At 64.3% G+C, this 22,270-nt stretch carries 19 protein-coding genes; 10 read left to right on the top strand and 9 right to left on the bottom strand.

The window, feature by feature from the left end:
• Positions 1-89: 89 nt before the first annotated feature.
• The 3 genes from B7Z66_03080 to B7Z66_03070 form a co-directional block, all read right to left on the bottom strand.
• Positions 90-1,907 (bottom strand): GTP-binding protein TypA, encoded by a 1,818-nt coding sequence (locus B7Z66_03080; protein OYV77787.1) that lies wholly within the window; start codon positions 1,905-1,907, stop codon positions 90-92.
• Between the two features lie 195 nt (positions 1,908-2,102).
• Positions 2,103-2,681, bottom strand: a complete 579-nt coding sequence (locus B7Z66_03075) for a hypothetical protein (protein OYV77711.1) — start codon at positions 2,679-2,681, stop codon at positions 2,103-2,105.
• Positions 2,682-2,782: 101 nt separating this feature from the next.
• Complete coding sequence (locus tag B7Z66_03070) at positions 2,783-3,235, bottom strand: hypothetical protein (protein ID OYV77710.1); 453 nt, start codon at positions 3,233-3,235, stop codon at positions 2,783-2,785.
• A gap of 267 nt (positions 3,236-3,502) precedes the next feature.
• Between B7Z66_03070 and B7Z66_03065 the strand changes: the two genes are divergently transcribed.
• Both B7Z66_03065 and B7Z66_03060 read left to right on the top strand, forming a co-directional pair.
• Positions 3,503-5,254 (top strand): ABC transporter ATP-binding protein, encoded by a 1,752-nt coding sequence (locus tag B7Z66_03065; protein ID OYV77709.1) that lies wholly within the window; start codon positions 3,503-3,505, stop codon positions 5,252-5,254.
• A gap of 112 nt (positions 5,255-5,366) precedes the next feature.
• Positions 5,367-5,711, top strand: a complete 345-nt coding sequence (locus B7Z66_03060; protein OYV77708.1) for a hypothetical protein — start codon at positions 5,367-5,369, stop codon at positions 5,709-5,711.
• Between the two features lie 52 nt (positions 5,712-5,763).
• Here the strand turns inward: B7Z66_03060 and B7Z66_03055 are convergent, their stop codons facing one another.
• The 4 genes from B7Z66_03055 to B7Z66_03040 form a co-directional block, all read right to left on the bottom strand.
• A complete protein-coding gene (locus B7Z66_03055) occupies positions 5,764-6,471 on the bottom strand; it encodes a hypothetical protein (protein ID OYV77707.1) in 708 nt (235 codons plus the stop codon).
• A gap of 57 nt (positions 6,472-6,528) precedes the next feature.
• Entirely contained in the window at positions 6,529-7,701 is a 1,173-nt protein-coding gene (locus B7Z66_03050) for a hypothetical protein (GenBank protein OYV77706.1), read from the bottom strand.
• Positions 7,702-7,969: 268 nt separating this feature from the next.
• Positions 7,970-9,520, bottom strand: coding sequence for a dehydrogenase (locus B7Z66_03045; protein OYV77705.1), 1,551 nt, complete (start codon positions 9,518-9,520; stop codon positions 7,970-7,972).
• Positions 9,521-9,668: 148 nt separating this feature from the next.
• Positions 9,669-10,574, bottom strand: coding sequence for an EamA family transporter (locus tag B7Z66_03040; GenBank protein OYV77704.1), 906 nt, complete (start codon positions 10,572-10,574; stop codon positions 9,669-9,671).
• Between the two features lie 372 nt (positions 10,575-10,946).
• On the opposite strand from B7Z66_03040, the gene B7Z66_03035 reads away from it, so the two are divergent.
• Positions 10,947-11,153: a cold-shock protein gene (locus B7Z66_03035; GenBank protein ID OYV77703.1), complete on the top strand. Its 207-nt coding sequence runs from the start codon at positions 10,947-10,949 to the stop codon at positions 11,151-11,153.
• Positions 11,154-11,322: 169 nt separating this feature from the next.
• Entirely contained in the window at positions 11,323-12,912 is a 1,590-nt protein-coding gene (locus B7Z66_03030) for a peptide chain release factor 3 (GenBank protein OYV77702.1), read from the top strand.
• Between the two features lie 31 nt (positions 12,913-12,943).
• On the opposite strand, the gene B7Z66_03025 is transcribed toward B7Z66_03030, so the two are convergent.
• A complete protein-coding gene (locus tag B7Z66_03025) occupies positions 12,944-14,161 on the bottom strand; it encodes a beta-ketoacyl-[acyl-carrier-protein] synthase I (GenBank protein OYV77701.1) in 1,218 nt (405 codons plus the stop codon).
• A gap of 10 nt (positions 14,162-14,171) precedes the next feature.
• Positions 14,172-14,687 (bottom strand): 3-hydroxyacyl-[acyl-carrier-protein] dehydratase FabA, encoded by a 516-nt coding sequence (locus B7Z66_03020; protein OYV77786.1) that lies wholly within the window; start codon positions 14,685-14,687, stop codon positions 14,172-14,174.
• A 477-nt stretch (positions 14,688-15,164) separates the two neighbouring features.
• On the opposite strand from B7Z66_03020, the gene B7Z66_03015 reads away from it, so the two are divergent.
• From B7Z66_03015 to B7Z66_02990, 6 genes are all read left to right on the top strand, one after another.
• A complete protein-coding gene (locus tag B7Z66_03015; protein OYV77785.1) occupies positions 15,165-15,803 on the top strand; it encodes an SAM-dependent methyltransferase in 639 nt (212 codons plus the stop codon).
• Between the two features lie 375 nt (positions 15,804-16,178).
• The gene (locus B7Z66_03010) at positions 16,179-16,817 is read left to right on the top strand and encodes a ubiquinol-cytochrome c reductase iron-sulfur subunit (protein OYV77700.1); all 639 of its coding nucleotides are present in this window, start codon (positions 16,179-16,181) and stop codon (positions 16,815-16,817) included.
• 26 nt (positions 16,818-16,843) lie between these two features.
• Positions 16,844-18,238 carry a cytochrome b gene (locus B7Z66_03005; protein OYV77699.1) on the top strand — a complete coding sequence of 465 codons (1,395 nt, stop codon included), beginning with the start codon at positions 16,844-16,846 and terminating at the stop codon, positions 18,236-18,238.
• 8 nt (positions 18,239-18,246) lie between these two features.
• On the top strand, positions 18,247-18,996 hold the full coding sequence (locus B7Z66_03000; GenBank protein ID OYV77784.1) for a hypothetical protein: 750 nt from the start codon (positions 18,247-18,249) through the stop codon (positions 18,994-18,996).
• Between the two features lie 308 nt (positions 18,997-19,304).
• Entirely contained in the window at positions 19,305-20,669 is a 1,365-nt protein-coding gene (locus B7Z66_02995; GenBank protein OYV77698.1) for a ribonuclease BN, read from the top strand.
• Between the two features lie 140 nt (positions 20,670-20,809).
• Positions 20,810-22,225, top strand: coding sequence for a hypothetical protein (locus B7Z66_02990; GenBank protein ID OYV77783.1), 1,416 nt, complete (start codon positions 20,810-20,812; stop codon positions 22,223-22,225).
• Positions 22,226-22,270 lie beyond the last annotated feature (45 nt).

Raw genomic sequence — 22,270 nt, 5'->3', positions numbered from 1 at the left:
TGCGCCGAATGGCGGCCCTGGGTGTTCCAGGCCCAGAGGGCTGGCGGCCGCGGGAACGGTCCGGCCCCATTGCCCCGGGGCGTGGGCGATCAGACGGCGGCCCGGCTCGACCGTTTGCGTTCGTGTTCCTGCAGCAACTTCTTGCGCAGGCGGATGAAGTGCGGAGTGACTTCGACGAGTTCGTCGTCGTCGATGAATTCCAGGGCTTGCTCCAAGCTCATGCGCACCGGTGGCGTGAGCAGGATGTTCTCGTCGCAACCGGCGGCGCGGATGTTGGTGAGCTGCTTGGCCTTGAGGGGGTTGACGACCAGATCATTGTCCCGGGAATGCATGCCTACGATCATGCCATTGTAGACTTCGTCACCCGGCGCGACAAACAACCGGCCCCGATCCTGCAGGTTGAACAGCGCGTAACCCAGGACCTTACCGACGCCGTTGGCGATCAGCACACCGTTCTTGCGCTGGCCGAATACGCCGGATTTGATGGGATTGTAGCGGTCGAACACGTGATACAGCAGGCCGGTGCCGGAGGTGGCGGTCAGGAACTCGGTGCGGAATCCGATCAGACCCCGGGACGGGATGACATAATCCAGGCGTACCCGGCCCTTGCCGTCGGGCACCATGTCCTGCAACTCACCGCCGCGCTCGCCGAGCTTTTCCATCACCGCGCCCTGGAAGTCATCCTCCACGTCCACGGTGAGCTGTTCGTAGGGCTCCTGTTCGACGCCGTCGATTTCGCGCACGATGACCTCCGGGCGCGACACCCCCAGCTCGTAGCCTTCGCGGCGCATGTTCTCGATCAGGATCGAGAGGTGCAATTCCCCGCGGCCCGACACCTTGAATTTGTCCGGGTCGACGGTATCCGCCACCCGCAGGGCCACGTTGTGCTGCAGTTCCCGGGTCAGGCGCTCGCGGATCTGACGGGAGGTGACGTATTTGCCGTCACGTCCGGCGAACGGCGAGTTGTTGACCTGGAAGGTCATGCTTACGGTGGGTTCGTCCACCGTGAGAGGCACCAGAGCCTCGACCTGGGTGGGTGCGCACAGGGTGTCGGAGATGTTGAGGCCGTCGACCCCGGTGAAGGCGATGATGTCTCCAGCGCGTGCCTCCGGCACCTCTACCCGTTCCAGCCCCATGAAGCCGAGGATCTGCAACATGCGCCCGTTGCGCCGGGCCCCGTGGCGATCCACGATCACCACCGGGGTGTTGGTGCCAATACGCCCGCGCGTGATGCGCCCGATGCCGATCACGCCCACGTAGCTGCTGTAGGCCAGGGAGCTGACCTGCATCTGAAACGCCCCGTCCGGGTCCACATCCGGTGCGCTGACCCGCTCCACGATGGTCTCGAACAAGGGGGTCATGTCGCCTTCGCGCACCGCGGGGTCGGCGCTTGCGTAGCCGTGCAGGGCGGAGGTGTAGACCACCGGGAAGTCGAGCTGTGCCTCGCTCGCGCCCAGGCGGTCGAACAGATCGAAGGTCTGATCCAGGACCCAATGGGGACGGCTGCCGGGCCGGTCGACCTTGTTGATTACCACGATCGGGCGGATGCCGCGCGCCAGCGCCTTCTGGGTCACGAAGCGGGTCTGGGGCATGGGGCCGTCCACCGCGTCTACCAGCAGCAGCACCGAATCCACCATGGAGAGTACCCGCTCCACCTCGCCGCCGAAGTCCGCGTGGCCCGGCGTGTCGACGATGTTGATGCGGTAGCCGTTCCACTCGATGGCGGTATTCTTGGCGAGGATGGTGATGCCGCGCTCGCGCTCCAGGTCATTGGAGTCCATGACCCGTTCCGGCACTACGGCGCGCGGGCCCAAGGTGCCGGCTTGCTGGAGCAGACGATCCACCAGCGTGGTCTTGCCATGGTCCACATGGGCGATGATGGCGATGTTGCGAAGTTTCTGGATCACCGGGGTATCCGTGGCGGCTACAAAGCCCGCCATTATAGACCTGAACTGGGCGCGATGCAGCGTCCGTTGGGGTTAGCGGCCTGCGGGGGCGGCGGTATAGGGGCTTGGTGGCTGGGGAGGAGGTCCGGCGTTCTCAAATAAATATTTATAAATCATATATATAAGATTTATCCAATGGTTTCGGGGCGCACTGTTTCAGGTCCGTTCGGAGGGGTCCGGGCGCACGGAATCGGTAGGGGCGCCGTTGGGGGACCGGCGGATGATGCGTTGGAAGAACAGGTTGTTGGGGATCATCAGGGTACTGCCATCCGCCTCCTGGATTGTGGTGAACATCAGGCTGCGGTCCACGGCGCGGCCTTTGATGCCATCGGGCAGGATCTCGATCTGTTGGCCGAGGTTATAGGGCCGCCAGATCCAGATGAACAGGGTGGCGGTGATGTTGCTCGCCATGGTCCAGACCGCAAGCAGTCCGACGCCCACCACCGCTAGCACACTGGCGATGGTGGTCCAGATCCCGTCCACGTTGATTCCCCAGAGCCGCAGCAGGATCAGCGCCAGCACGATCCACAATGCCACGGCGCTGGTCTTGCGCAGGACGCGGACGGTCTCCTCGGAGATATGAACGTGGCGGTGGGCACGGCGCAGGGCACGGTCCAGGCTGCGCTGGACCAGGGAGATCAGCAGTGCGCCCACTACCAGTACCCCCAGGCTGGGCAGCAACGCGGCCAGCGGGTGGGGTAGGTGGGTGGCGAGCCAAGCGGTGACGTGGTCCATGGTGTCGTAACCATACACCGGGGAGCGGTGCGTCACCAAGCCGTCGCCCCGGCGGCGTCACCCTATGGGCGGATGCCGCCGGGAGGCCGTGTGGTTCCTGTTTATTTCCGCGATGCGGCGGGAGCGGGTGCCGGTTGCGCCTCGCGCAGCAGGCTCTGTACCGCTTCCGCCACATCGTGGGCGGGGACATACTGGTCCACGTGGACGCCGGTGCGGGCCAGGCGGAACGCCTGTTTCAGGATCCGCTTTTCGCGCGCATTCCCGGTGAAGTCGGTTAACGCCCCGTTGCCTTGCCCCTGGCAAGGGTCGCCCGCGGGGGAATCGAAGCCTGGTCCCTTGGGTCCGGTGAGGCAGTTGATGGCATGTTGCAAGTGCAGGTGAACCAGGTTGAGATTGTCGGCTTGGACCGCGAAACCTGCGTGTTCCGTGGCAGTCTGGATTTCCCGGGCGGCGTCCGGCCGGGTGGCGGCGGCGCCGGATACGGGCAGCGTCAGGGTGGCGGCGAGGGCCGCGACGCAGACCAGCGGGCGGATGCGGGGGGGCAGACCTTTCATTGGGATCACCTCTGATGGTGGGCGCCGTTCGCGCCGTGGTGGTTCGGACCGGCCGGTGCCGGGGGGATGTCGGTCCATGGACGCCGGCTGTGCCGTGAATGGTGGAATTGGACCGGGGCTTGGAACGGAGGTTCACCCGCGCCGTGCGCACCCCGGTCGCGGCGGGAACTCCGCGGCGGCATACGGGTCTTTACAACCGGAATCCAGCGGTTCGGTCGCCGACGTGGGCGGCTGCCGGTTGGAATCCGTAACGTGATCAGAGACACCATGCGGCAATTCGATCGTGCGTTCTTCCGGGACGTCTGGCGGCTGAGCCGCCCCTACTGGCGTTCCGAGGAACGCTGGTCGGCGTGGGGCTTGCTGTTGGTCATTGTGGGGCTGACCCTCGGCATGGTCTATCTGAACGTGCTGTTCAACACTTGGTACAAAGAGTTCTACGACGCCCTGCAGCAACTCAACAAGACCGCCTTCGCCCACGCGCTGTTCCGCTTTACCTGGCTGGCGGTACTGTTCATCATCGCCGCCGTCTACCAACTCTATCTCAATCAGATGCTACAGATCCGCTGGCGGCGCTGGCTCACGGATCACTACCTAGGGGAGTGGCTCAAGGACCGCACCTATTACCACATGCAGGTATTCAGCGACGGCACCGACAACCCGGACCAGCGTATCAGTGATGACCTCTCCATGTTTGTCCGGCAGACCTTGACGCTGTCCCTGGGCCTGCTGAGTTCGGTGGTGACCCTGGCCTCGTTCATAGGCATCCTGTGGACCATTTCCGGGAGTCTGAGCTTCCACGTCCAGGGACGCTTGGTAGTGATCCCGGGCTATATGGTGTGGGCGGCGCTGGTCTATGCGGTAGTGGGGACCTGGCTTACCAACCGGATCGGCAATCCGCTGGTGCGCCTGAACTTCGATCAACAGCGCTACGAGGCGGACTTCCGCTTCAGCCTGGTGCGGCTGCGCGAGAACAGTGAAGGCGTGGCCCTCTACGGAGGGGAACCTCGGGAGCGCGATCACTTCATGGGGCGGTTCGGCCATGTATTCGGCAACTACTGGCGGATCATGATTCAACAGAAGCGCCTTACCTGGTTCACCTCCGGGTACGGACAGATGGCGGTGATTTTCCCGATTCTGGTGGCGGCGCCGCGGTTCTTCGCCAAGCAGATAGAGCTGGGCGGGCTGATGCAGATCGCCTCCGCGTTCGGACAGGTACAGGGGGCGCTGTCCTATATCGTCAACAGCTATGCGGATCTGGCCAACTGGCACGCGGTGGTGGATCGGCTGCGTACCTTCGAACGCAACATGGGGGACATCCGCGACCTGCGGGAGCGGCACGGGAGTATCCATGTCGAGCAGGCGGAGGCGTTGAAGGTGACTGGACTCGACCTCCGCTTGCCCGACGGCACGCCGTTGCTGAGCGGCCTTTCCCTGGACGTGGCGGCGGGGGAGACGCTCCTGATCATGGGTGCGTCCGGCTCCGGGAAGAGCACCCTGATCCGCGCCATTGCCGGACTGTGGCCCTTTGGCAGCGGCGAAGTGCAGCTTCCGCCCCGTACTCAGTCCTTGTTCCTGCCCCAGCGGCCCTATTTGCCCATCGGCACCCTGCGTGACGCGTTGCTCTATCCTTATGGAGACCCGGATACCGACCCGGTCCGGCTGCAGGGCGTGTTGGAGGAGTGCGGTTTGGGCGAACTGAGTGGGTTACTCGCGGAGTCCCGCCATTGGGCGCAGGTGTTGTCCCTCGGCGAGCAGCAGCGGATCGCCTTCGCGCGGGTGTTTCTGCAATGCCCGCGGTGGCTTTATATGGATGAGGCCACATCAGCCCTGGATGAGGCGGCGGAGCAGGCCCTGTATCGGAAACTGCGCACCGAGTTGCCAGAGAGTGCGGTGATCAGTGTGGGACACCGTTCGACCCTATTGGCGTATCATCAACGACGCTTGATGTTGTCCCGGGATGGGGCATGGCGGCAGGGCGGGGCCGCGGATTCCGTGGCCTCGGTGGTGTGGCCGTCCTGATTCGGGACCTGGGGCGTCTCAAGGGGCGCCGCGGAGCTGCCGAGAACCGGACGCCGGCGCTGGGCCTGGGACTTGCGGCGCGCCGGGCCGACGATATGGGAGGCTGGAGAACATGGATCACCTGGACGATGCGGAGGTTCCCGAGTGGGACGTGGCGCTGGAGGCGCTGATCCGCGAAGAATGTGAGATGCTCGGGCGGCCCCTGGACCTGGAGGATTTCCAGCGCTTGGCCCGCGACTATGATTTCCGCACCCATGATTTTCTCGCCACCGTGTGCCAGTTGGTGAGCTGTGGCAAATGGGTCCACCGGCTCCCCGGGGCCAGCGCCGCCGGCATATCCGAGACAGAGGTCGCGCGGCTCTATGTCTACGGGCGTATCGACGAGGACCTGGCGCAGAAGTATGGGGTAAGTTGGGAACCGCGGTCCGGTCCGCCACCGGTGACGCCATCGAAATAGGCCGGTAGCCGGGACGCGAGCGGCGCCGCCCTCCGGCGTGTGGCACGCGGGGTCAGGTGCGCGCCATGTCCACCAGCACGCGGCGTAGTTCTCCGGGCTCCGCGACCCGTCGGGGAAACTGGAAGCGCAGCCGGCCGTGCTCGGTATCCAGATCGAAGCCCTCCGGGTCGATGCCGAGCATGCGGGGAGACGCGCACTCCAGTGAGTGCATCGAACGGCAGTATTGTCTCATGGCCTCGCCATGGTCCGCGTTCATGTGGGCCACGGCGCCAGTCTCCGCGTCTTCCAGCCGCGCCGTGTCCATATCCAGCATGAACGCGTCTTTCCCGATCCAGTGGATGGCGCCGAAGCCACCGATGTAGCGTACCCGTTCCACATTCAGCCGGTAGAAGGAAAAATCTCCCATGCCCAGGTATTGTTGGGCCTCCGGCAGGTAGCGTATGAAGCGCCGGCGGAATGTCTCGCCCACCGCGGCGGGTTCGGCGCGCGCCAGCACCGTGACCCGTCCCACCGCCTGGGCGTCACCGCCGTGGCTCACAGCGCGGGCCAGCAGGCTGACTCGGGGATCGGCCAGTAGATTGCGGGTGTGTTCCGCGAGCTGGGAGATCAGCACATGGGGCGTGCCCTGGTGGTCGAGCACGTACGGGGCGAGGGAGCCGAATGGCCAGCCCCCCATTTCCACCGACAGGGTGGAGAGCACGCCGTTGAGACGGCTGCGCAGCAGGGTTCGGGCGGTGCCTGCGATCACGTCTTCAGACATTTTGGTGGATCTCCTAAAATCCGGCGCCACGCGCGGTTTATCCCGGTGCCGGGTGGGTCAGGGCGCGGACTTCACCATGCGGGCCGTGTAGCGCGTCAGGTAAACCGCCAGCGCCAGCAGCGGGACTGTCCACAACGCGGACAGGCCGTACAACGCACCCAGGCCGACGTAGCTTTGCAGCGGGCCCAGGGCGTAGGACCCGATTCCCTCGCCAGCCATCAGGGCCGCCACCAGCACCCCGGCCACCTGGGTCTGCGCGCCGGGGAAACAGCGCAGCGCGAAGGACATGGCGTAGGGGTAATAGATGCTGCATGCGGCGCCGGCAGCGGCGTAGGCCGCCACCAATGCCCACGGGCTGGTGAGTTGGGATACCGCGAGGAAGCACAAGCCGATGGTCACCGGCGCTGCCTGGTACTGGGCGGCGGGGGAGAGCCAGCGTTGCGGCAGGACGCCGAGCCCCACCCGGAATAGGGTCATGGAACCCCAAAACGCGGACAATGCCCAGGCGCCGTAGCGCGCCGGGAACGGATGGGTGACGCTGAGGTAGATCTTGGCCCAACTCCCAAACGTTCCTTCGCAGATCGCGTAGATCAGCACCGCCGCGCCGAACAGGATCAATGGACGTCGCGACGGCGTTTCCCCACCGCCAACCGTCACCACCTCCGAGCCCGGCATCCCCTGGATGTGCATGCCGGAGGAAGTGGCCAACAGCAATGCGAAACCCGCGGCCAGCAGCGCCGGCCACAGCCACCAGTGGAGGAGGTTTACGGCCAGGTGCAGCGCCAGGGGCGAGAGTGCGGTGCTGCCGCCGATCCCCGCGTTCAGCACCGTGACCGCGGCCGTGGCGCGGTCCGGGAACAGCGCGGCAGCGAAGTGATTGATCGCCGCCAGCGTGAGTCCGAAGCCCAAGCCCAGGAACGCGGTTTCCGCCATCAGTAGGAGGTAGGCGGGCCAGTGGCCGGCGGCCCCGGCGCTGCTCGCCAGCAGCACGAGCGCCGTCAGGTTGCACGCCAGTCCGAGGCGGAACACGCCCAGGGCCCCGAACCGCGTCTGCAAAGGGCCTGCCGCCAGGGCACTCAGGATCGCGCCGCCGGTCATGGGCAGGAACAGGGCACCATAGGCGGCGGCCGACAGGCCAAACGGCGGCGCCTCCAGCAGATTTCCCAACGCCGGGATCAGGACGAAGGCGCAGCCCTGGAGCATGCCCGCGGTGTACACCTGTAGCACCATGGAGGGGGGTCTAGCTCGCATGTTCACCAGTCTCCTGCGGTGGTTGTCACGGCGCCGAACAGGACCGGGCGTATACCCCGCGGTTCGCCTGCCCGCGCCCGTGCGATCGACGTTGGCGAGACACGCGGTTTAGTGTGAATGGTGTTTATGCGAGTTCCAGGCGTTCAAGCCGGTACATACCGCGTTGCGTTCAACCACGGAAACCATTTCGGAACAGTGGCGTGTTTGTCCGTAGGTTCCGTGGCCGTTTTTATGATACGGCCCCAAACTATGCGCCATTCGGGCCATGCCAGTCACCCTGCGCAAAGCGGGCACCCAGGTGTTCGGCGACCCGCAATGCCTGGGCCATGATGGTCAGGGACGGATTTACCGCGGCGATGGAGGGCATGAAGCTGCCGTCTACCACGAACAGGTTGTCCAGATCGTGGGCGCGGCCGTAGGGATCCAGGACGCTGGCGGCGGGGTCCGTTCCGAACCGCAGGGTGCCCACTTGGTGGGCGACCCCGTCGATTCCCAGGGTCTGGGAAAAGATCAATGGGAAGCCGAGACGGCGCAGGAGACCGCGCCACTTGCGCAGCAGGCGCTGGTGCGCCGTGCGGTTGTTCGGGGTGTAGTGGAGCTGGATGCGGCCGGTGTCGGTCAGGGTGACGCGGTTGTCGGGACGCGGCAGGTCTTCGGTGGTCAGCCACCAGTCCACGGAGTGCTGCCCGAACCAGTCCGTGAAACGACGTGGCAGGCGGGGGCGCTGGGCCCGGAGTACTGCCCCGGTGACCTTGCCGAGGGTCTGCACGTGTCCCAGGGGAAAGGGAAAATCCGCATCCCCCGAGTCATCGTAGAAGTCGTTCAGTCCGATGGTCTTCTGAAACACCGTGGGGTTGGAACGCCAGGGTGCCAGCCCCAGCATCACGGAGTTGAGGTGGCACATGTAATTGCGGCCCACCAGCCCGGATCCGTTGGCGAGCCCGCGGGGGTGGGCCGCGCTGGCAGAGGCGAGTAACAGGGCCGCGGAGTTGACCGCGCCGGCGGCGACGATTACCACCCGTGCCGTGAGCTGTTCGGTGCCGTTCGGCCCGTGCAATTCCACGCCGGTTACGCGGCGTCCGTCCGCGGAGGTATGTAAGCGTGTGACCCGGCTTCCAGTGCGCAAGGTGACGTTGGGGTGAGCAAGCGCCGGGCGCACGGCACTCATTTCCGCATCGCCCTTGGCCTGTACCAGGCAGGGAAAACCGTCGCAGGTGTCGCAGCGTACGCAAGGGCTCGCCTCGGGCCGGGTCTCGTCCAGGTGCACTGCGAGGGGCAGGTGGAACGGGCGCAGGCCGAGCGTGCCCAGCCGCGCGACCAGTTGCGCCATGACCGGTTCGTGGCGGACCGCGGGATAAGGAAAGGGGCCCGTGGCGGGCGGCTCGGTGGGGTCCTCGCCGCGCTGGCCGTGCGCGTAATACCACTGCTCGGCCTGATCGTAATAGGGTGCGAGGTCGCGGTACTGGATCGGCCATGGTGACGTCTCGCCGCCGTGGTGACGCCGCGCCCCGAAGTCCGCCTCGCGTCGCCGCAGCAGCGCGGCACCGTACAGCTTGGTATTTCCACCGACGTGGTAGCCAGTCACGGGATGGAAGGGTCGTCCCTGCCCATCGAGCCATTGCTCGTCGGTGTGATAACGGTGGTGATGGAACACTGCTTCCGGGTCCCAGTTCCCTTTGCCGCGTGGCAGAAAATCTCCACGTTCCAACAGCAGCAGCTTGAGGCCGGACGGTGCCAAGGCGCGTGCCAAGGTACCGCCGCCGGCGCCGGTGCCGATGATGATGATGTCCGCATCCACTCGGTGGCCCCTCCTTGAACGTGGTCTGGATCCCGGCCCATCCTACATGAGACCGCACCTATTCCGTGCCGTTCCGGCAGCGCCGCCGCCGTTAGCCATGCACCGGTGGGTTGGGATCCCTCCGGCGGCTAGCGCCGCGACCCCGCGCCTATTCCTGCGGCGGAAGTTCCAGGGGATGCCGGGTGCGTAGTTGTCCCCAAGCCAGGACGGCGAGTCCGACGAAGATCAGGGCCATGCCGGCCGCCTCAGCGGGCGCGGGGCGCTCACCGAGCTGGAGCCATGCGCTGGAGATGCCCACCATGGGTACCGCCAGGGTCCCCATGCCGGCGATGCCCGCGGGCAGCCGGTCCAGGGCATAGAGCCACAACAGCCACGCCAGCGCGGTGGCGAAGATCGCGTTGTAGGCCAGGGCACCGGCGAAATAGGCCGACCACACCAGCGCCTGGGGTTCGCGCCACCACGCCATCAGGACCAACGGAACCGCGCCCAGCAGCATCTGCCATGCGGTGAGGGAGAGCAGATCCAACTGCGCGCGGCGGCGCAGATGCTTGGCCCAGATCGCCGACAGGGCCCAGGATACTCCCCCCAGGATCGCCAGCACGGCGCTCGCGGTGTGGGCGTGGAACCGCCATGGCTGCAGGATCATGACCAGTCCGGCAAAGGCAAGGGGTATGGCGAGCCACTGGACACCGCGGATGCGCTCGCCCAGCAGTGGCCACGCCAGGACCAGTAGCCACAGGGGCATGGTGTAGGCGAGCACCGCGGTCTTGCCGGCGCCGCCGTGCACCAGGGCCATGATCACGAATCCCAGGAAGCCCGTGGTTTGCAACAGGCCGAGGATCAGGGTTCCGGACAGGTGCTGCGGACGCAGTGGGCGGCGGGTGGCCCACAGGACCGCGAACAGCGCCAGCGCGCCGAGCACGGCCCGCAGGGCTGCGAAAGTAAACGGCCCGGAGAACCGCAGCACCTGCTTCATCACCACCCAGTTGTAGCCCCAGATGAGGGCCAGGGCAGCGAGGGCCAGGGCCGCTGGCGCGGCGGGCTTGCGGGGCATGGGCAACCTCCAGGGTGACGGTCGGCGGGCACTGCGGACTGCGCGTCGACCAGGAGCCGGTCCGATTCGTCATGGTACTACCGCTACGCTCGATGATCGGCCCAACGCTCCGATCCTGTTCGTCACATAGCGCCCGCCATGTTCCGCTACATGAACAACGCGGGCTAGCGTATTCTACCGTACTCCAATTGCACCCGACGCAGGCCGGTTTCCGGCCGCGGGGCTTATGGAATTTGCCCGCACCATCCGCTATACTTCGGCCGTCGCAGGTGTCGTGAGTCCGGCTGTCTCGGTAGTCCCTTTGGGTGTCTCCCGCAAAGTCCGCCCACGTCGCTGCACATCGTCCTATCCGTAATTGCTTGAGGTCTTGTTATGCGCACCGGTACTGTCAAGTGGTTCAACGAAGCCAAGGGTTTCGGTTTCATCTCGCCGCAGGACGGCGGGGAAGACGTGTTCGTGCACTACTCCGCCGTCAAGGGTTCCGGTTTCCGGACTCTAGCGGAGGGTCAGAGCGTTACTTTTGAGGTTGAGCGCGGCCCCAAGGGCCTGCAGGCGACTGAGGTCAGCGCCGTCAGCTGAGCATCGAGCGCAGCGCATTTCCCCGACCCCGCCGCAAGGCGGGGTTTCTATTGCCGGCGTTCTTTCATATGGGCATCGGTCCGGGCTGTCCGCCGATGCCTGAATATCCGGCTGGAATCCGATTGTGTATAATCCCGCGTCCCTATCCCGGCCGCGTCCTCCGTCCGTCATGACTGAACTCACCGACGAAGTCGCCCGGCGCCGTACCTTCGCCATTATCTCGCACCCGGATGCCGGTAAGACCACGCTCACCGAGAAGCTGCTGCTGTTCGGTGGCGCGATCCAGCTCGCCGGTGCCGTCAAGGGCCGCAAGGCATCACGTCACGCCACTTCCGACTGGATGGAGCTGGAGAAACAGCGTGGAATTTCGGTGACCTCATCGGTCATGCAGTTTCCCTACGAGGGGCGGATCATTAACCTGCTGGATACCCCGGGCCACGAGGATTTCTCTGAGGATACCTACCGGACGCTCACCGCGGTGGACTCCGCGCTCATGGTGATCGACGGCGCCAAGGGCGTGGAGGCCCGCACCATCAAGCTGATGGAAGTGTGTCGTCTGCGTGACATGCCGATCATGACCTTCATCAACAAGTTGGACCGCGAAGGCCGTGATCCCGTTGAGCTCATGGATGAGATCGAATCGGTGCTGGGGATCCGCTGCGCGCCGGTTACCTGGCCGATCGGCAGCGGACGCCGGTTTCGCGGCGTGTATCATTTGGTGGACGACAGCGTGCGCTTTTTCGACGCAGCGCAGTCCGGGCGTGGCGGCCGGCTGCCGGAGGGCAGGACCGTCCACGGGCTCGACAACCCGCTGCTCGATACAATGATTGGGGATCAGGCCGCAGAGTTGCGTGCGGAGGTGGAGCTGGTTCGGGGCGCGAGTCATGCATTCCACGCGCAAGAGTACGCCAAGGGCGCACTCACGCCGGTGTTCTTCGGCTCTGCCCTCAGTGCGTTTGGCGTAAAGGAATTGCTGGACAGCTTCGTCGCCTACGCACCCGTGCCACAAGCCCGCGCGGCGGTCACCCGCGCGGTCGAGCCCGGGGAGGACGCATTCAGCGGCTTCGTGTTCAAGATCCAGGCGAACATGGACCCCCAGCACCGGGACCGGATCGCCTTTCTGCGGATTACCTCGGGGGTCTATGCCAAGGGCATGAAGATGCGCCAGGTCCGGATCCGGCGCGATGTGCTGATCGCCAACGCCATGACCTTCATGGCGCGCGAGCGCGAGCACGTGGATAAGGCGTATCCCGGCGATATCATCGGCCTCTACAATCACGGCACGATTCAGATCGGCGATACCTTCACCGCGGGGGAAGACCTGAAATTCACCGGCATACCAAACTTTGCCCCGGAGCTGTTCCGGCGTGTGGTGTTGCGCGATCCGATGCGCATGAAGGCGGTGCAGAAGGGGCTGGATCAGTTGAGCGAAGAGGGCGCCACCCAGGTGTTCCGGCCGCTGATCGGAAACGACCTGATCCTGGGCGCGGTGGGCGCGCTGCAGTTCGACGTGGTTGCCTACCGACTCCAGCACGAGTACGGCGTCGATTGTACGTACGAAGCGGTGAACGTGAACGCCGCCCGTTGGGTGGAATGCGAAGATCCCCGGCGGCTGGAGGAATTCCGCCGCAAGGTGGAGCTGCATCTGGCCATGGACGGAGCGGGTAGCCTGACCTACCTAGCCCCCAGTCGCGTCAACTTGGAACTTACCTTGGAACGTTGGCCCGAGGTGCATTTCCGCGCCACCCGCGAACACTGACCGGGCCAGGCGCCTGGGTTCGCGTCCGCGGCTACTCCTGGAAGCGCTGGAATACCAAGCAGGCGTTGGTGCCGCCGAAGCCAAAGCTGTTGGACATGACCGTGTTGAGCCGTACGTTGTCGCAGCGTTCGCGCACCACCGGCATGCCTTGCGCGGCTGGGTCCAATTCGATGATGTTCGCCGACGCGGATACGAAACCCGCTTCCATCATCAACAGGGAGTAGATGGCTTCGTTGACGCCGGCGGCGCCAAGGGCGTGGCCGGTGAGGGATTTGGTAGAGGCGATGAGCGGAATCTGCTCCCCGAAGGTCGCGCGGATCGCCTCCAGTTCCCGGGCATCACCCACCGGTGTGCTAGTGCCGTGGGCATTGATGTAGTCAGGTGTGCCTTGCACGGTCGCCATGGCTTGGCGCATACAGCGTACCGCGCCCTCTCCGGAGGGCGCCACCATGTCGTGGCCGTCCGATGTGGCACCGTAGCCCACCAGTTCGGCGTAGATCTTCGCGCCGCGTGCCCGTGCGTGCTCCAATTCTTCCAGTACCACGATCCCGCCGCCGCCGGAGATTACGAAACCGTCGCGCGCCGCGTCGTAGGGCCGCGAGGCGGTTTTCGGGGTGTCGTTGAATTTGGAGGACAATGCGCCCATGGCGTCGAACAACAGGGTCATGGTCCAATGTACTTCTTCGCCGCCGCCGGCGAAGACCAGATCTTGCTTGCCGAGCTGGATGATCTCGTAGCCGTTTCCGATGCAGTGCGCGCTGGTGGCGCAGGCGGAACTGATGGAGTAGTTCACGCCCTTGATCCGGAACGCGGTGGACAGATTCGCGGAGGTGGTGCTGCCCATGGTGCGTGGAACCATGAACGGACCCACCTTCCGGGCCCCCTTAGTGCGCAACAGGTCGGTGGCGGCCAGATTGTTGGCGGTGGATGCCCCGCCGGACCCGGTGATGAGCCCGGTGCGCGGGTGGGATACGGCGGACTCATCGAGGCCCGCGTCCGCGATGGCGTCGACCATCGCCAGATAGCTGAACGCGGCGGCGTCTCCCATCATCCTGCGCAGGCGGCGGTCGATGCGCTCGGTGATGTCGAGCCGGATCGGCCCATGCAGATGGCTGCGAAAACCCAGCTCCGCGTATTCCGGGCAGAACTCGATGCCGGAGCGCCCTTCCCGCAACGAATCGAGCACTTCCTGACGGTCGTTCCCGATGCTGGAGACTATCCCCAGGCCAGTGATGACCACGCGCCTCACGCTCGACCCCCTAAAAAGTGTCAGTAGTGGTGAAAAGGCCGACCCGCAGGCTGGAGGCCGTGTAGATTTCTCGGCCATCCACCTCCATGTATCCGTCAGCGATCCCCATGTACAACCGGCGCATGATGATACGTTTCAACTCGATCCGGTAGGTCACGCGCGAGTTCTTCGGGGTGATCTGTCCGGAGAATTTTACCTCTCCGACACCCAGCGCGCGCCCGCGTCCCGGCCCTCCCTTCCATCCCAGGAAGAACCCAAGCAACTGCCACATGGCGTCCAGCCCTAGGCAGCCGGGCATTACCGGGTCCCCCACGAAGTGGCAGTCAAAAAACCACAGCCCGGGGTTGATGTCCAACTCTGCGATGATCTGCCCTTTCCCATGAGCGCCACCGTCGTCGGCAATGCGGGTGATGCGGTCGAACATCAGCATCGGTGGGAGCGGAAGCTGCGCGTTTCCGGCCCCGAACAGTTCGCCGCGCGCGCATTGGAGAAGTTCGTCCCGGGAATACTCGTTTCGCTTAAGCACTGATTGTCGTCCCATCCGGGTGGTGATCGAGGCCCGCCCGTTCGACCCCGCGCGTAGGGTGCGCGGGCCGAGCGGGGTATGGCGTGCGGTGCGCGTATGGAAGCCCGCGCGCTCCGGCGCTGCGACGCGCTCGCCGACCAGCTGCCGGGATCTGGGAGGCCGGTGGAAGTCCTGCCGGGAACGGGGCAACCGCTCGCGCGCGGGATAGGTTACCACAACCACCTACGCCCATGCCGGTCCCGCGCGCGCCGCGATGTGGATCGGTTCTGGTATCGGGAGAGCCGGGTAACTATATATTTCTAATGTGAATTAACTGCAGATCCGCGATTCGGGTGGATTCCAGGTGTTGGTGACGAGGCCTTTCATTCTCTTAAAAATTCGCTAGAATCGGCTGACCCAATATATTGCACACCCAGACGTGCCTGCGCCGGACGGCGTTCGGGATGCATTGGTAATACCGTGGCAGGGGGGATCTTGGTGAACATCAATTCAATCAAAAGCGCGTACCGACGTTACGCTCGTGTGTACGATGCCCTGTTCGGTCCTATCTTTCATCCGGCACGCAAACTCATCGTTGAGGCCCTGGATACCCGGCCTGGGGAGCGGGTGTTGGAAGTAGGGGTAGGGACTGGATTGTCTTTGCCGCTGTATCCCGCCGATGCCCGGGTGGTGGGGATCGATATTTCCAAGGAGATGCTGGACAAGGCCCGCCAGCGCGTGGAACGCGGCCGTTTATCCCAGGTGGAGGCGGTACTGGAGATGGACGCCGAGGACATGCGGTTTGCGGACAACACCTTTGATAAAGTGGTGGCGATGTACGTGGTGTCGGTGGTCCCGGATCCGGCGCGCCTGGTGGACGAGATGCGCCGCGTATGCAAGCCGGGGGGGGAGATCTTTATCGTGAATCATTTTCGTTCCCGGCATCCGCTGCTGGGTGCCTCGGAGGAGTTCATCTCCCCGCTGTCGAACATTGCGGGTTTCCGCCCCGATATGGATCTGGACGACTTCCTCGAAGCCACGCAGTTGGATGTGGTAGAGGCGTGCCGGGCCAACCTGTTCGGTTATTGGAAGGTGCTGCGTTGCCGCAGTACCCTGAAGGAACCCTTGGTGGCCTGACCGGAGTGACGTATGCTTGCCCCCGCACATCCGCCGACGAATGCCGTACCTGGGGCATATGCACCGTAAGCCGGGTGTTTTCCACCATGACGGGTGACGTTTCTGACGGATGACTGATTGCACGCACGCGATCACCGCTTGCCCGAGTCTGGAGATATGGTGTGAATCCGCCCCTGTCTCAACGGATTAGCGTGGTCTTGGCGAGACTCGCCAAGGGCTCGCGGAGACACTCGTGCGGCGCGCCGCGAGATGGCATGACTCATGCTTAGCGGCCAGTGGTCCCGACCCCGGTTCGGTCATTGAAGGTTTGAACCCCTTCTCAACGTGCCCACCCGGGGGTCCGGGTAGGCCTGAGCGAAGTTCTTGAGGAGTAGTATGGCAGCCGATACCCCGGAGGATATCAACCGGCAGCGGCGGCGGTTTCTCACGGCCGCCACCACGGTGGTGGGAGGCGTGATCGTCGGTCTGGCGGCCACGCCCTTCATCAAATCCATGGAACCCAGCCTTGCCGCTGAAGCGGCGGCGATTCCCATCGATGTGGATGTCAGCAAACTGGAGCCCGGCCAGTTGCTGACCGTGATGTGGCGTTCCCGCCCGGTCTGGATCCTGCACCGCGGCGCGGCGCAGCTCAAGACTTTGCAGGATCCGCAGCTGGTCGCGCGGCTCAAGGACCCGGATTCCAAGCAGCCGCAGCAGTTCGGTGCCCCGGTGGAGAACTGGCACCGATCGCTGAAGCCGGAATTGTTCGTGGCGGTGGCCATCTGCACCCATCTGGGCTGCATCCCCACCTACCGGCCGGAAATCGCGCCTGCCGACCTCGGGCCCACTTGGGTCGGCGGTTTCTTCTGCCCTTGCCATGGATCGCGCTACGACCTGGCCGCCCGCGTCATCGACGGCTCGCCGGCGCCTCTCAATATTCCCATCCCCCCTTACCACTACCTGGGCGATACCCTGCTCCGGGTAGGCTCGCTGAAGGGCGGCAAGGATCAGAACTGGCAGCCGGCGATCTGGTGATCGGGTGTCTTTGAGGACAACAAACGATGGTTAACAAGCCTTCAGCGCTGCGCCAGTGGATCGACGACCGGTTCCCACTGACTGAATTATGGAACGAGCACCTGGCGAAATACTATGCGCCTAAAAACTTCAATTTCTGGTATTTCTTCGGTTCCCTGGCCCTGCTGGTGCTGGTGAACCAGATCGTCACCGGGATCTTCCTGGCGATGAATTACACGCCGACCCCGCAGGGCGCGTTTGCCTCCGTCGAGTACATCATGCGCGACGTGCATTGGGGATGGCTGATCCGCTACATGCACGCGGTGGGCGCCTCCGCGTTCTTTATCATCATTTATCTGCATATGTTCCGCGGCCTCATGTACGGCTCCTATAAAAAGCCGCGGGAGCTGATTTGGATCATCGGCGTCGCCATCTATATCCTGCTGATGGCCGAGGCGTTCATGGGTTATTTGCTGCCGTGGGGGCAGATGTCATTTTGGGGCGCCACGGTTATTACGTCGCTGATCGGCGCTATCCCATATATCGGGGGTCCGCTGGAGGTGTGGTTGCGGGGGGACTTCGCGATCTCCGGGGCTACCCTGCACCGGTTCTTCGCGTGGCACGTGGTGCTGATACCGCTGTTGCTGCTGGTGCTGATCCTGCTGCACATCATGGCGCTGCACCAGGTGGGATCCAACAACCCGGACGGTGTGGAGATCAAGAAGCACAAGGACGCCAACGGCGTGCCTCTGGACGGCATTCCTTTCCACCCGTACTACACGGTTAAGGATCTGTTCGGGGTCGGCGTCTTCCTGGTGCTGTTCTGCGCCATCGTGTTCTTCGGGCCTGACTTCTGGGGGTGGTTCCTGGAACACGACAATTTCGTGCGCGCCAATCCCCTGCAGACGCCGCCGGAGATCCGGCCGTTGTGGTATTTCCTCCCGTTCTACGCCATCCTGCGATCCATTCCCAACAAGCTCATGGGTGTGGTTGGAATGGGCGTCTCCATCGTCATCCTGTTCGTGATGCCGTGGATCGACCGCCATCACGTAAAGTCCCATCGTTACCGTGGGGCCCTGTACCGGATCGCGCTGATTGGTTTCGCGGTGACCTTCGCGATCCTGGGTTACCTGGGTTCGCAGCCTCCGACGCCCTACCATGCGGACCTCGGGTTCCGGATTACCGAGCTCTATTTCTCGTTCTTCATCCTGTGCGCCGTCTACAGCAAGCAGCGCAGTACCGGCTACTATGTGGGAAGTCTGGTCTTCGCGGCAGTCGCGATCTTCGTGCTCGACTGGTTGCGGGTGGGGGACATCCCGGTACATTTCATGTTGCGCAGTTGGTGGATCCCGGGGCTCTATTGGGCCGCGTTCCTCCTGCTACCAATCTTCACGCGGCTCGCGGAGCCGCTTCCTGTTCCGGAACGGGTGACATTCAAATGAGAGCCGTGATCGTTTCCGTTCTGCTCGCCCTATGCCTGCCGGCCGGTGCCGCGGTTGCTTCGGAGTCCGGGCCGGCCCTGTCGCCAGGGATCTCGATCAACCTGTCTGATACGATGGCGCTGCAACGCGGCGCGCGCGATTTCTTCAATTCGTGCAGCGGGTGCCACTCCCTGCAGTACGTGCGCTACAGTCAGCTACAGACCGATCTAGGCCTTACCGCCAAGGAGGTCGAAACCAACTTTATCTTTACCGGCAAGAAGATCGGGGATCAGGTCACGGTGGCGATGCCAGAGGCGCGTGCGGCCAAATGGTTCGGAATTGCGCCACCCGACTTGACTGACGTTGCCCGGGTGCGCGGCGCTGACTGGCTATACCGTTACCTAACGGGTTTTTATCTGGACAGCTCGCGTCCGAGCGGAGTGGACAACATCGCTTTCCCGAAGGTCGCGATGCCGGATGTCGTATGGCAGATGCAGGGGTGGCAGGCTCCTGTGTACAGTCAAGTGCGAAATGCCGACGGTACGCTGGAGAAGGTCATCACCGGCCTGCAGCAAGTGCAGCCGGGGACGATGACGCCGGCCCAGTTCCACAGTTGGGTCCAGGACGTGGTGACCTTCCTGGTCTATACCAGCTACCCGCATAAACTGGAAAGTGACCACCTGGGTGTATGGATCACGCTATTGCTCGTGTTGTTCACGATCCTTGCCTATCTGCTCAAGAAGGCCTACTGGGAAGACGTACATCACCCAGCCGCGTAGCGGGAGGCTGCAAGCGCGGGAGCTGATCCTGACAGTACTGGGTGTGGGCACCCTCGGTGTTGCCCACACCCGGTAGCCCGAGCGCGGCGCCGGCGCCGGACGCTCGCGATTCCCGCCACCTATCTTTGACCCCTCGTCGCTGTCATAATCACAAACCTAGGTGGGTTTTTGTTCCGGTCGCGCCAGCGGCGGATGCCCCACTTTGCAGGCGCATGGCGAGCGGCGCCTGCGGTGGTCCTGCGCTTTCCGCGCGCAGGGACGGACTGCCCGCGCAGGCCGACCGGGGCGCAACGGGGACTGCGACGAGCATGAATCTCGGATGGGGAGAGCTGAAGAAGGGCGTGGAGCGGCTGGTGTGGGCCGAGGAGGGCCCTGACCAGAGCCCGGCGCGCCGGCGCGTCGTCTACCCGCTGCGTTTGACGTGGGCCGTGTTCCGGGAGCTAGCCGAGGGGCAACTCACCCTGCGTGCCATGAGCCTGGTCTACACCACGTTGCTGTCCCTGGTGCCGCTCCTGGCCTTGAGTTTTTCGGTTCTCAAGGCTTTCGGTGTCCACAATCAGATCGAGCCGTTCCTGTTCCATGTCCTCGCGCCGTTGGGCGAGCGTGGCGTAGAGATCGCCAACCGGATCATCGAATTCGTCGATAACCTGAAAGTTGGAGTGTTGGGTGCCATCGGGCTGGCGATGTTGATTTACACAGTCGTATCGCTGATCCAGAAAATCGAACATTCCTTCAACTATATCTGGCATGTCACTCGTCTGCGGCGTATGGCGCAGCGTTTCAGCGATTATCTGAGCGTGATCCTGATCGGCCCGGTCCTGATATTCTCCGCGATCGGGATAACCGCTTCCGTCCTGAACAACTCGATCGTGCAGCAGTTGACGGCCATCGAGCCGTTTGGGACGGCGATCTTTCTGCTTGGCAAGCTGATCCCGTATTTCCTGATCATCGGTGCGTTCGCGTTTATCTATACTTTCATTCCCAACACCCGGGTGCAGTTCCGGGCGGCCATGACCGGCGCGGTAGTGGCCGGCGTGCTATGGGAGAGCGCCGGTTGGGCGTTTGCCTCCTTTGTCGTAAGCTCGACACGGTATACCGCGATCTACTCAAGTTTCGCGATCCTGGTCATGTTCATGATCTGGCTATACATGAGTTGGCTGATCCTATTGGTGGGCGCGACGATCGCGTTCTACGTGCAACATCCAGAGCATCTCGCGGCGCATCGGCGCCGGCCCCGCATCAGCGCTCGCTTGCGCGAACATCTGGCCTTGTTGGTGATGGTGCTGGTTGGGCGGCACTACTATGAGGGCCGCCCCGCCTGGACGGAGGACGACCTGCTGCGACGCCTGCGGATACCCATGGAGGCGGTGGACTCGGTGCTCGAACCGCTGGTGAGAAACGGGCTGCTGATCCTGACTGCTGACGATCCGCCAACCTACCTTCCGGGGCGCGATCTGGAGACGATTCGGAGCAAGGCCGTGCTGGACGTGGTGCGGACCGCGGAGGAGTCGGCAGGCGCGGATCTGGGTGCCGGTGCGCCGTTGCGCTCGGAACCGGGGGTGGAGGCGATCCTGGCGCGGATGGATCAGGCGGTCCAGTCGGCGCTGGGCGAAAGCACCGTGAAACAGCTGGTGGTTGCGGACACCGTCCGCGCCGCGGTGCCGCGGAGCTAACTCCTGTGTCCACGGCCCGGTGGCAACTGCTAGGGAAGGGCGCGCGCCGGCACGGGATCGGAACCGCGGCCGTGCGCAAACGCGTGGGCGTGGCGCTGCTGTTCATCGTGCCGATGAGTAGTGTTGCCGGGCCCGCCGGTATGGCGGACGGCAGATCGATAGTCCTGCACGGGAATGGTACCGGTGCCAGCGCCTGCGCGAGGTGCCATGGTGCCAACGGCGCCGGCAACGCCGCTGCGGGTTTCCCTCGGCTGGCGGGTATCGACGCCGCCTATTTGACCAAGCAACTTGATGATTTTGCGAGCGGCCAGCGCGAGAATCCGGTAATGCAAGCGATCGCACGCGCCTTGACTCCGGACCAGCGGCGGGCAACGGCGGCCTATTTCGCGGCGCGTGCGCTCCCATCCGGTCCGCGGCGTTCCGAGTCGAAGTTGCTGGCCCAAGGCAGGAAGCTTGCCACATTGGGAGACTGGAGCCGAAACATCCCGGCCTGTGTCCAATGCCACGGCCCCGGCGCGCGCGGGGTTCCGCCGCATTTCCCCGCACTCGCCGGGCAGCACGCGGCTTACGTAGAGGCGCAGATCCAGGCGTGGAAGAAAGGTAGCCGGCGGAATGACCCGGATGGCCTGATGCGGGGTATAGCCGCGCGTTTGTCCGCGGGACAGGTCAGGGCCGTTGCAGCCTATCTGGAGGACCCGGATATCCGTGTAGTCCACCACCACCCGGACGGCGCGCTACCCGCGTGGCAAGCGGCACCGGCCGACGGGACCCGGTTCCGTCCGCCGGCCGACGCACAAATCCCGGACAACGCATTCGGGCGGATGGTGCGGCGCGGCGAGAGCCTGTTTGTTGATACCCAGCAATTGCGTGGCAAGTACGTGGGCAATGGGCTGAGCTGCGTCAATTGCCATCTCGACCGTGGCCGCAGGGCGGGGGCCGCGCCGATGTGGGCGGCCTATGTGCACTACCCCGCGTTCCGTCGCAAGACCGGTACGGTCAGCACCCTGGCGGAGCGGATCCAGGGTTGTTTCCGTTACAGCGAGAACGGGACGGCGCCGGCGGCCGACGGAGGCGTCATCAAGGCCCTGGAGACCTATTTCTTCTGGATGGCCAAGGGGGCGCCGGTGGGCGCGCAGCTGCAGGGCCGCGGTTATCCGAAACTGACGAAACCCGTGCGATCCCCGGACGTCACGCGCGGGGCCAAGGTATTTGAGGTCCACTGCGCCATCTGCCACGGCGCCAGTGGTCAGGGATATCGGTTCGACGGCAAATATATTTTTCCCCCGCTATGGGGTTCGGAATCCTACAACTGGGGTGCCGGCATGCACCGGATCGATACGGCTGCGGCGTTCATCAAGGCCAACATGCCGCTGAGTGAGCCGGAGCGCCTGACCCTGCAGCAGGCGTGGGACGTGGCGGCCTTCGTCAATAGCCATGAACGTCCCCAGGACCCGCGTTTCAAGGGGAGCGTGCAGGCGACCAGGAAGGCCTACCATCGGCATGATTGCCTGTATGGCCGCCGTGTGCGGGGGAGGGTGCTCGGTACGCCGCCGTAGAGCCAGTCCGCCCGCGGGACCGATCAGGTCCGGGTGAACCACGCC

Source organism: Chromatiales bacterium 21-64-14, from assembly GCA_002255365.1.
Taxonomy (GTDB): Bacteria; Pseudomonadota; Gammaproteobacteria; order 21-64-14; family 21-64-14; genus 21-64-14.
Note: the sequence above shows the minus strand (reverse complement) of the source record. Positions and strands in the feature narration are given on the sequence as shown.

What these genes read in the sequence shown, in the direction of transcription:
- B7Z66_03075 (OYV77711.1), bottom strand. Translation starts at nt 2,681, where the DNA reads ATGGACCACGTCACCGCTTGGCTCGCCACCCACCTACCCCACCCGCTG.
- B7Z66_03070 (OYV77710.1), bottom strand. Translation starts at nt 3,235, where the DNA reads ATGAAAGGTCTGCCCCCCCGCATCCGCCCGCTGGTCTGCGTCGCGGCC.
- B7Z66_03065 (OYV77709.1), top strand. Translation starts at nt 3,503, where the DNA reads ATGCGGCAATTCGATCGTGCGTTCTTCCGGGACGTCTGGCGGCTGAGC.
- B7Z66_03060 (OYV77708.1), top strand. Translation starts at nt 5,367, where the DNA reads ATGGATCACCTGGACGATGCGGAGGTTCCCGAGTGGGACGTGGCGCTG.
- B7Z66_03055 (OYV77707.1), bottom strand. Translation starts at nt 6,471, where the DNA reads ATGTCTGAAGACGTGATCGCAGGCACCGCCCGAACCCTGCTGCGCAGC.
- B7Z66_03050 (OYV77706.1), bottom strand. Translation starts at nt 7,701, where the DNA reads ATGGTGCTACAGGTGTACACCGCGGGCATGCTCCAGGGCTGCGCCTTC.
- B7Z66_03040 (OYV77704.1), bottom strand. Translation starts at nt 10,574, where the DNA reads ATGCCCCGCAAGCCCGCCGCGCCAGCGGCCCTGGCCCTCGCTGCCCTG.
- B7Z66_03035 (OYV77703.1), top strand. Translation starts at nt 10,947, where the DNA reads ATGCGCACCGGTACTGTCAAGTGGTTCAACGAAGCCAAGGGTTTCGGT.
- B7Z66_03030 (OYV77702.1), top strand. Translation starts at nt 11,323, where the DNA reads ATGACTGAACTCACCGACGAAGTCGCCCGGCGCCGTACCTTCGCCATT.
- B7Z66_03010 (OYV77700.1), top strand. Translation starts at nt 16,179, where the DNA reads ATGGCAGCCGATACCCCGGAGGATATCAACCGGCAGCGGCGGCGGTTT.
- B7Z66_03005 (OYV77699.1), top strand. Translation starts at nt 16,844, where the DNA reads ATGGTTAACAAGCCTTCAGCGCTGCGCCAGTGGATCGACGACCGGTTC.
- B7Z66_02995 (OYV77698.1), top strand. Translation starts at nt 19,305, where the DNA reads ATGAATCTCGGATGGGGAGAGCTGAAGAAGGGCGTGGAGCGGCTGGTG.
- B7Z66_02990 (OYV77783.1), top strand. Translation starts at nt 20,810, where the DNA reads ATGGCGGACGGCAGATCGATAGTCCTGCACGGGAATGGTACCGGTGCC.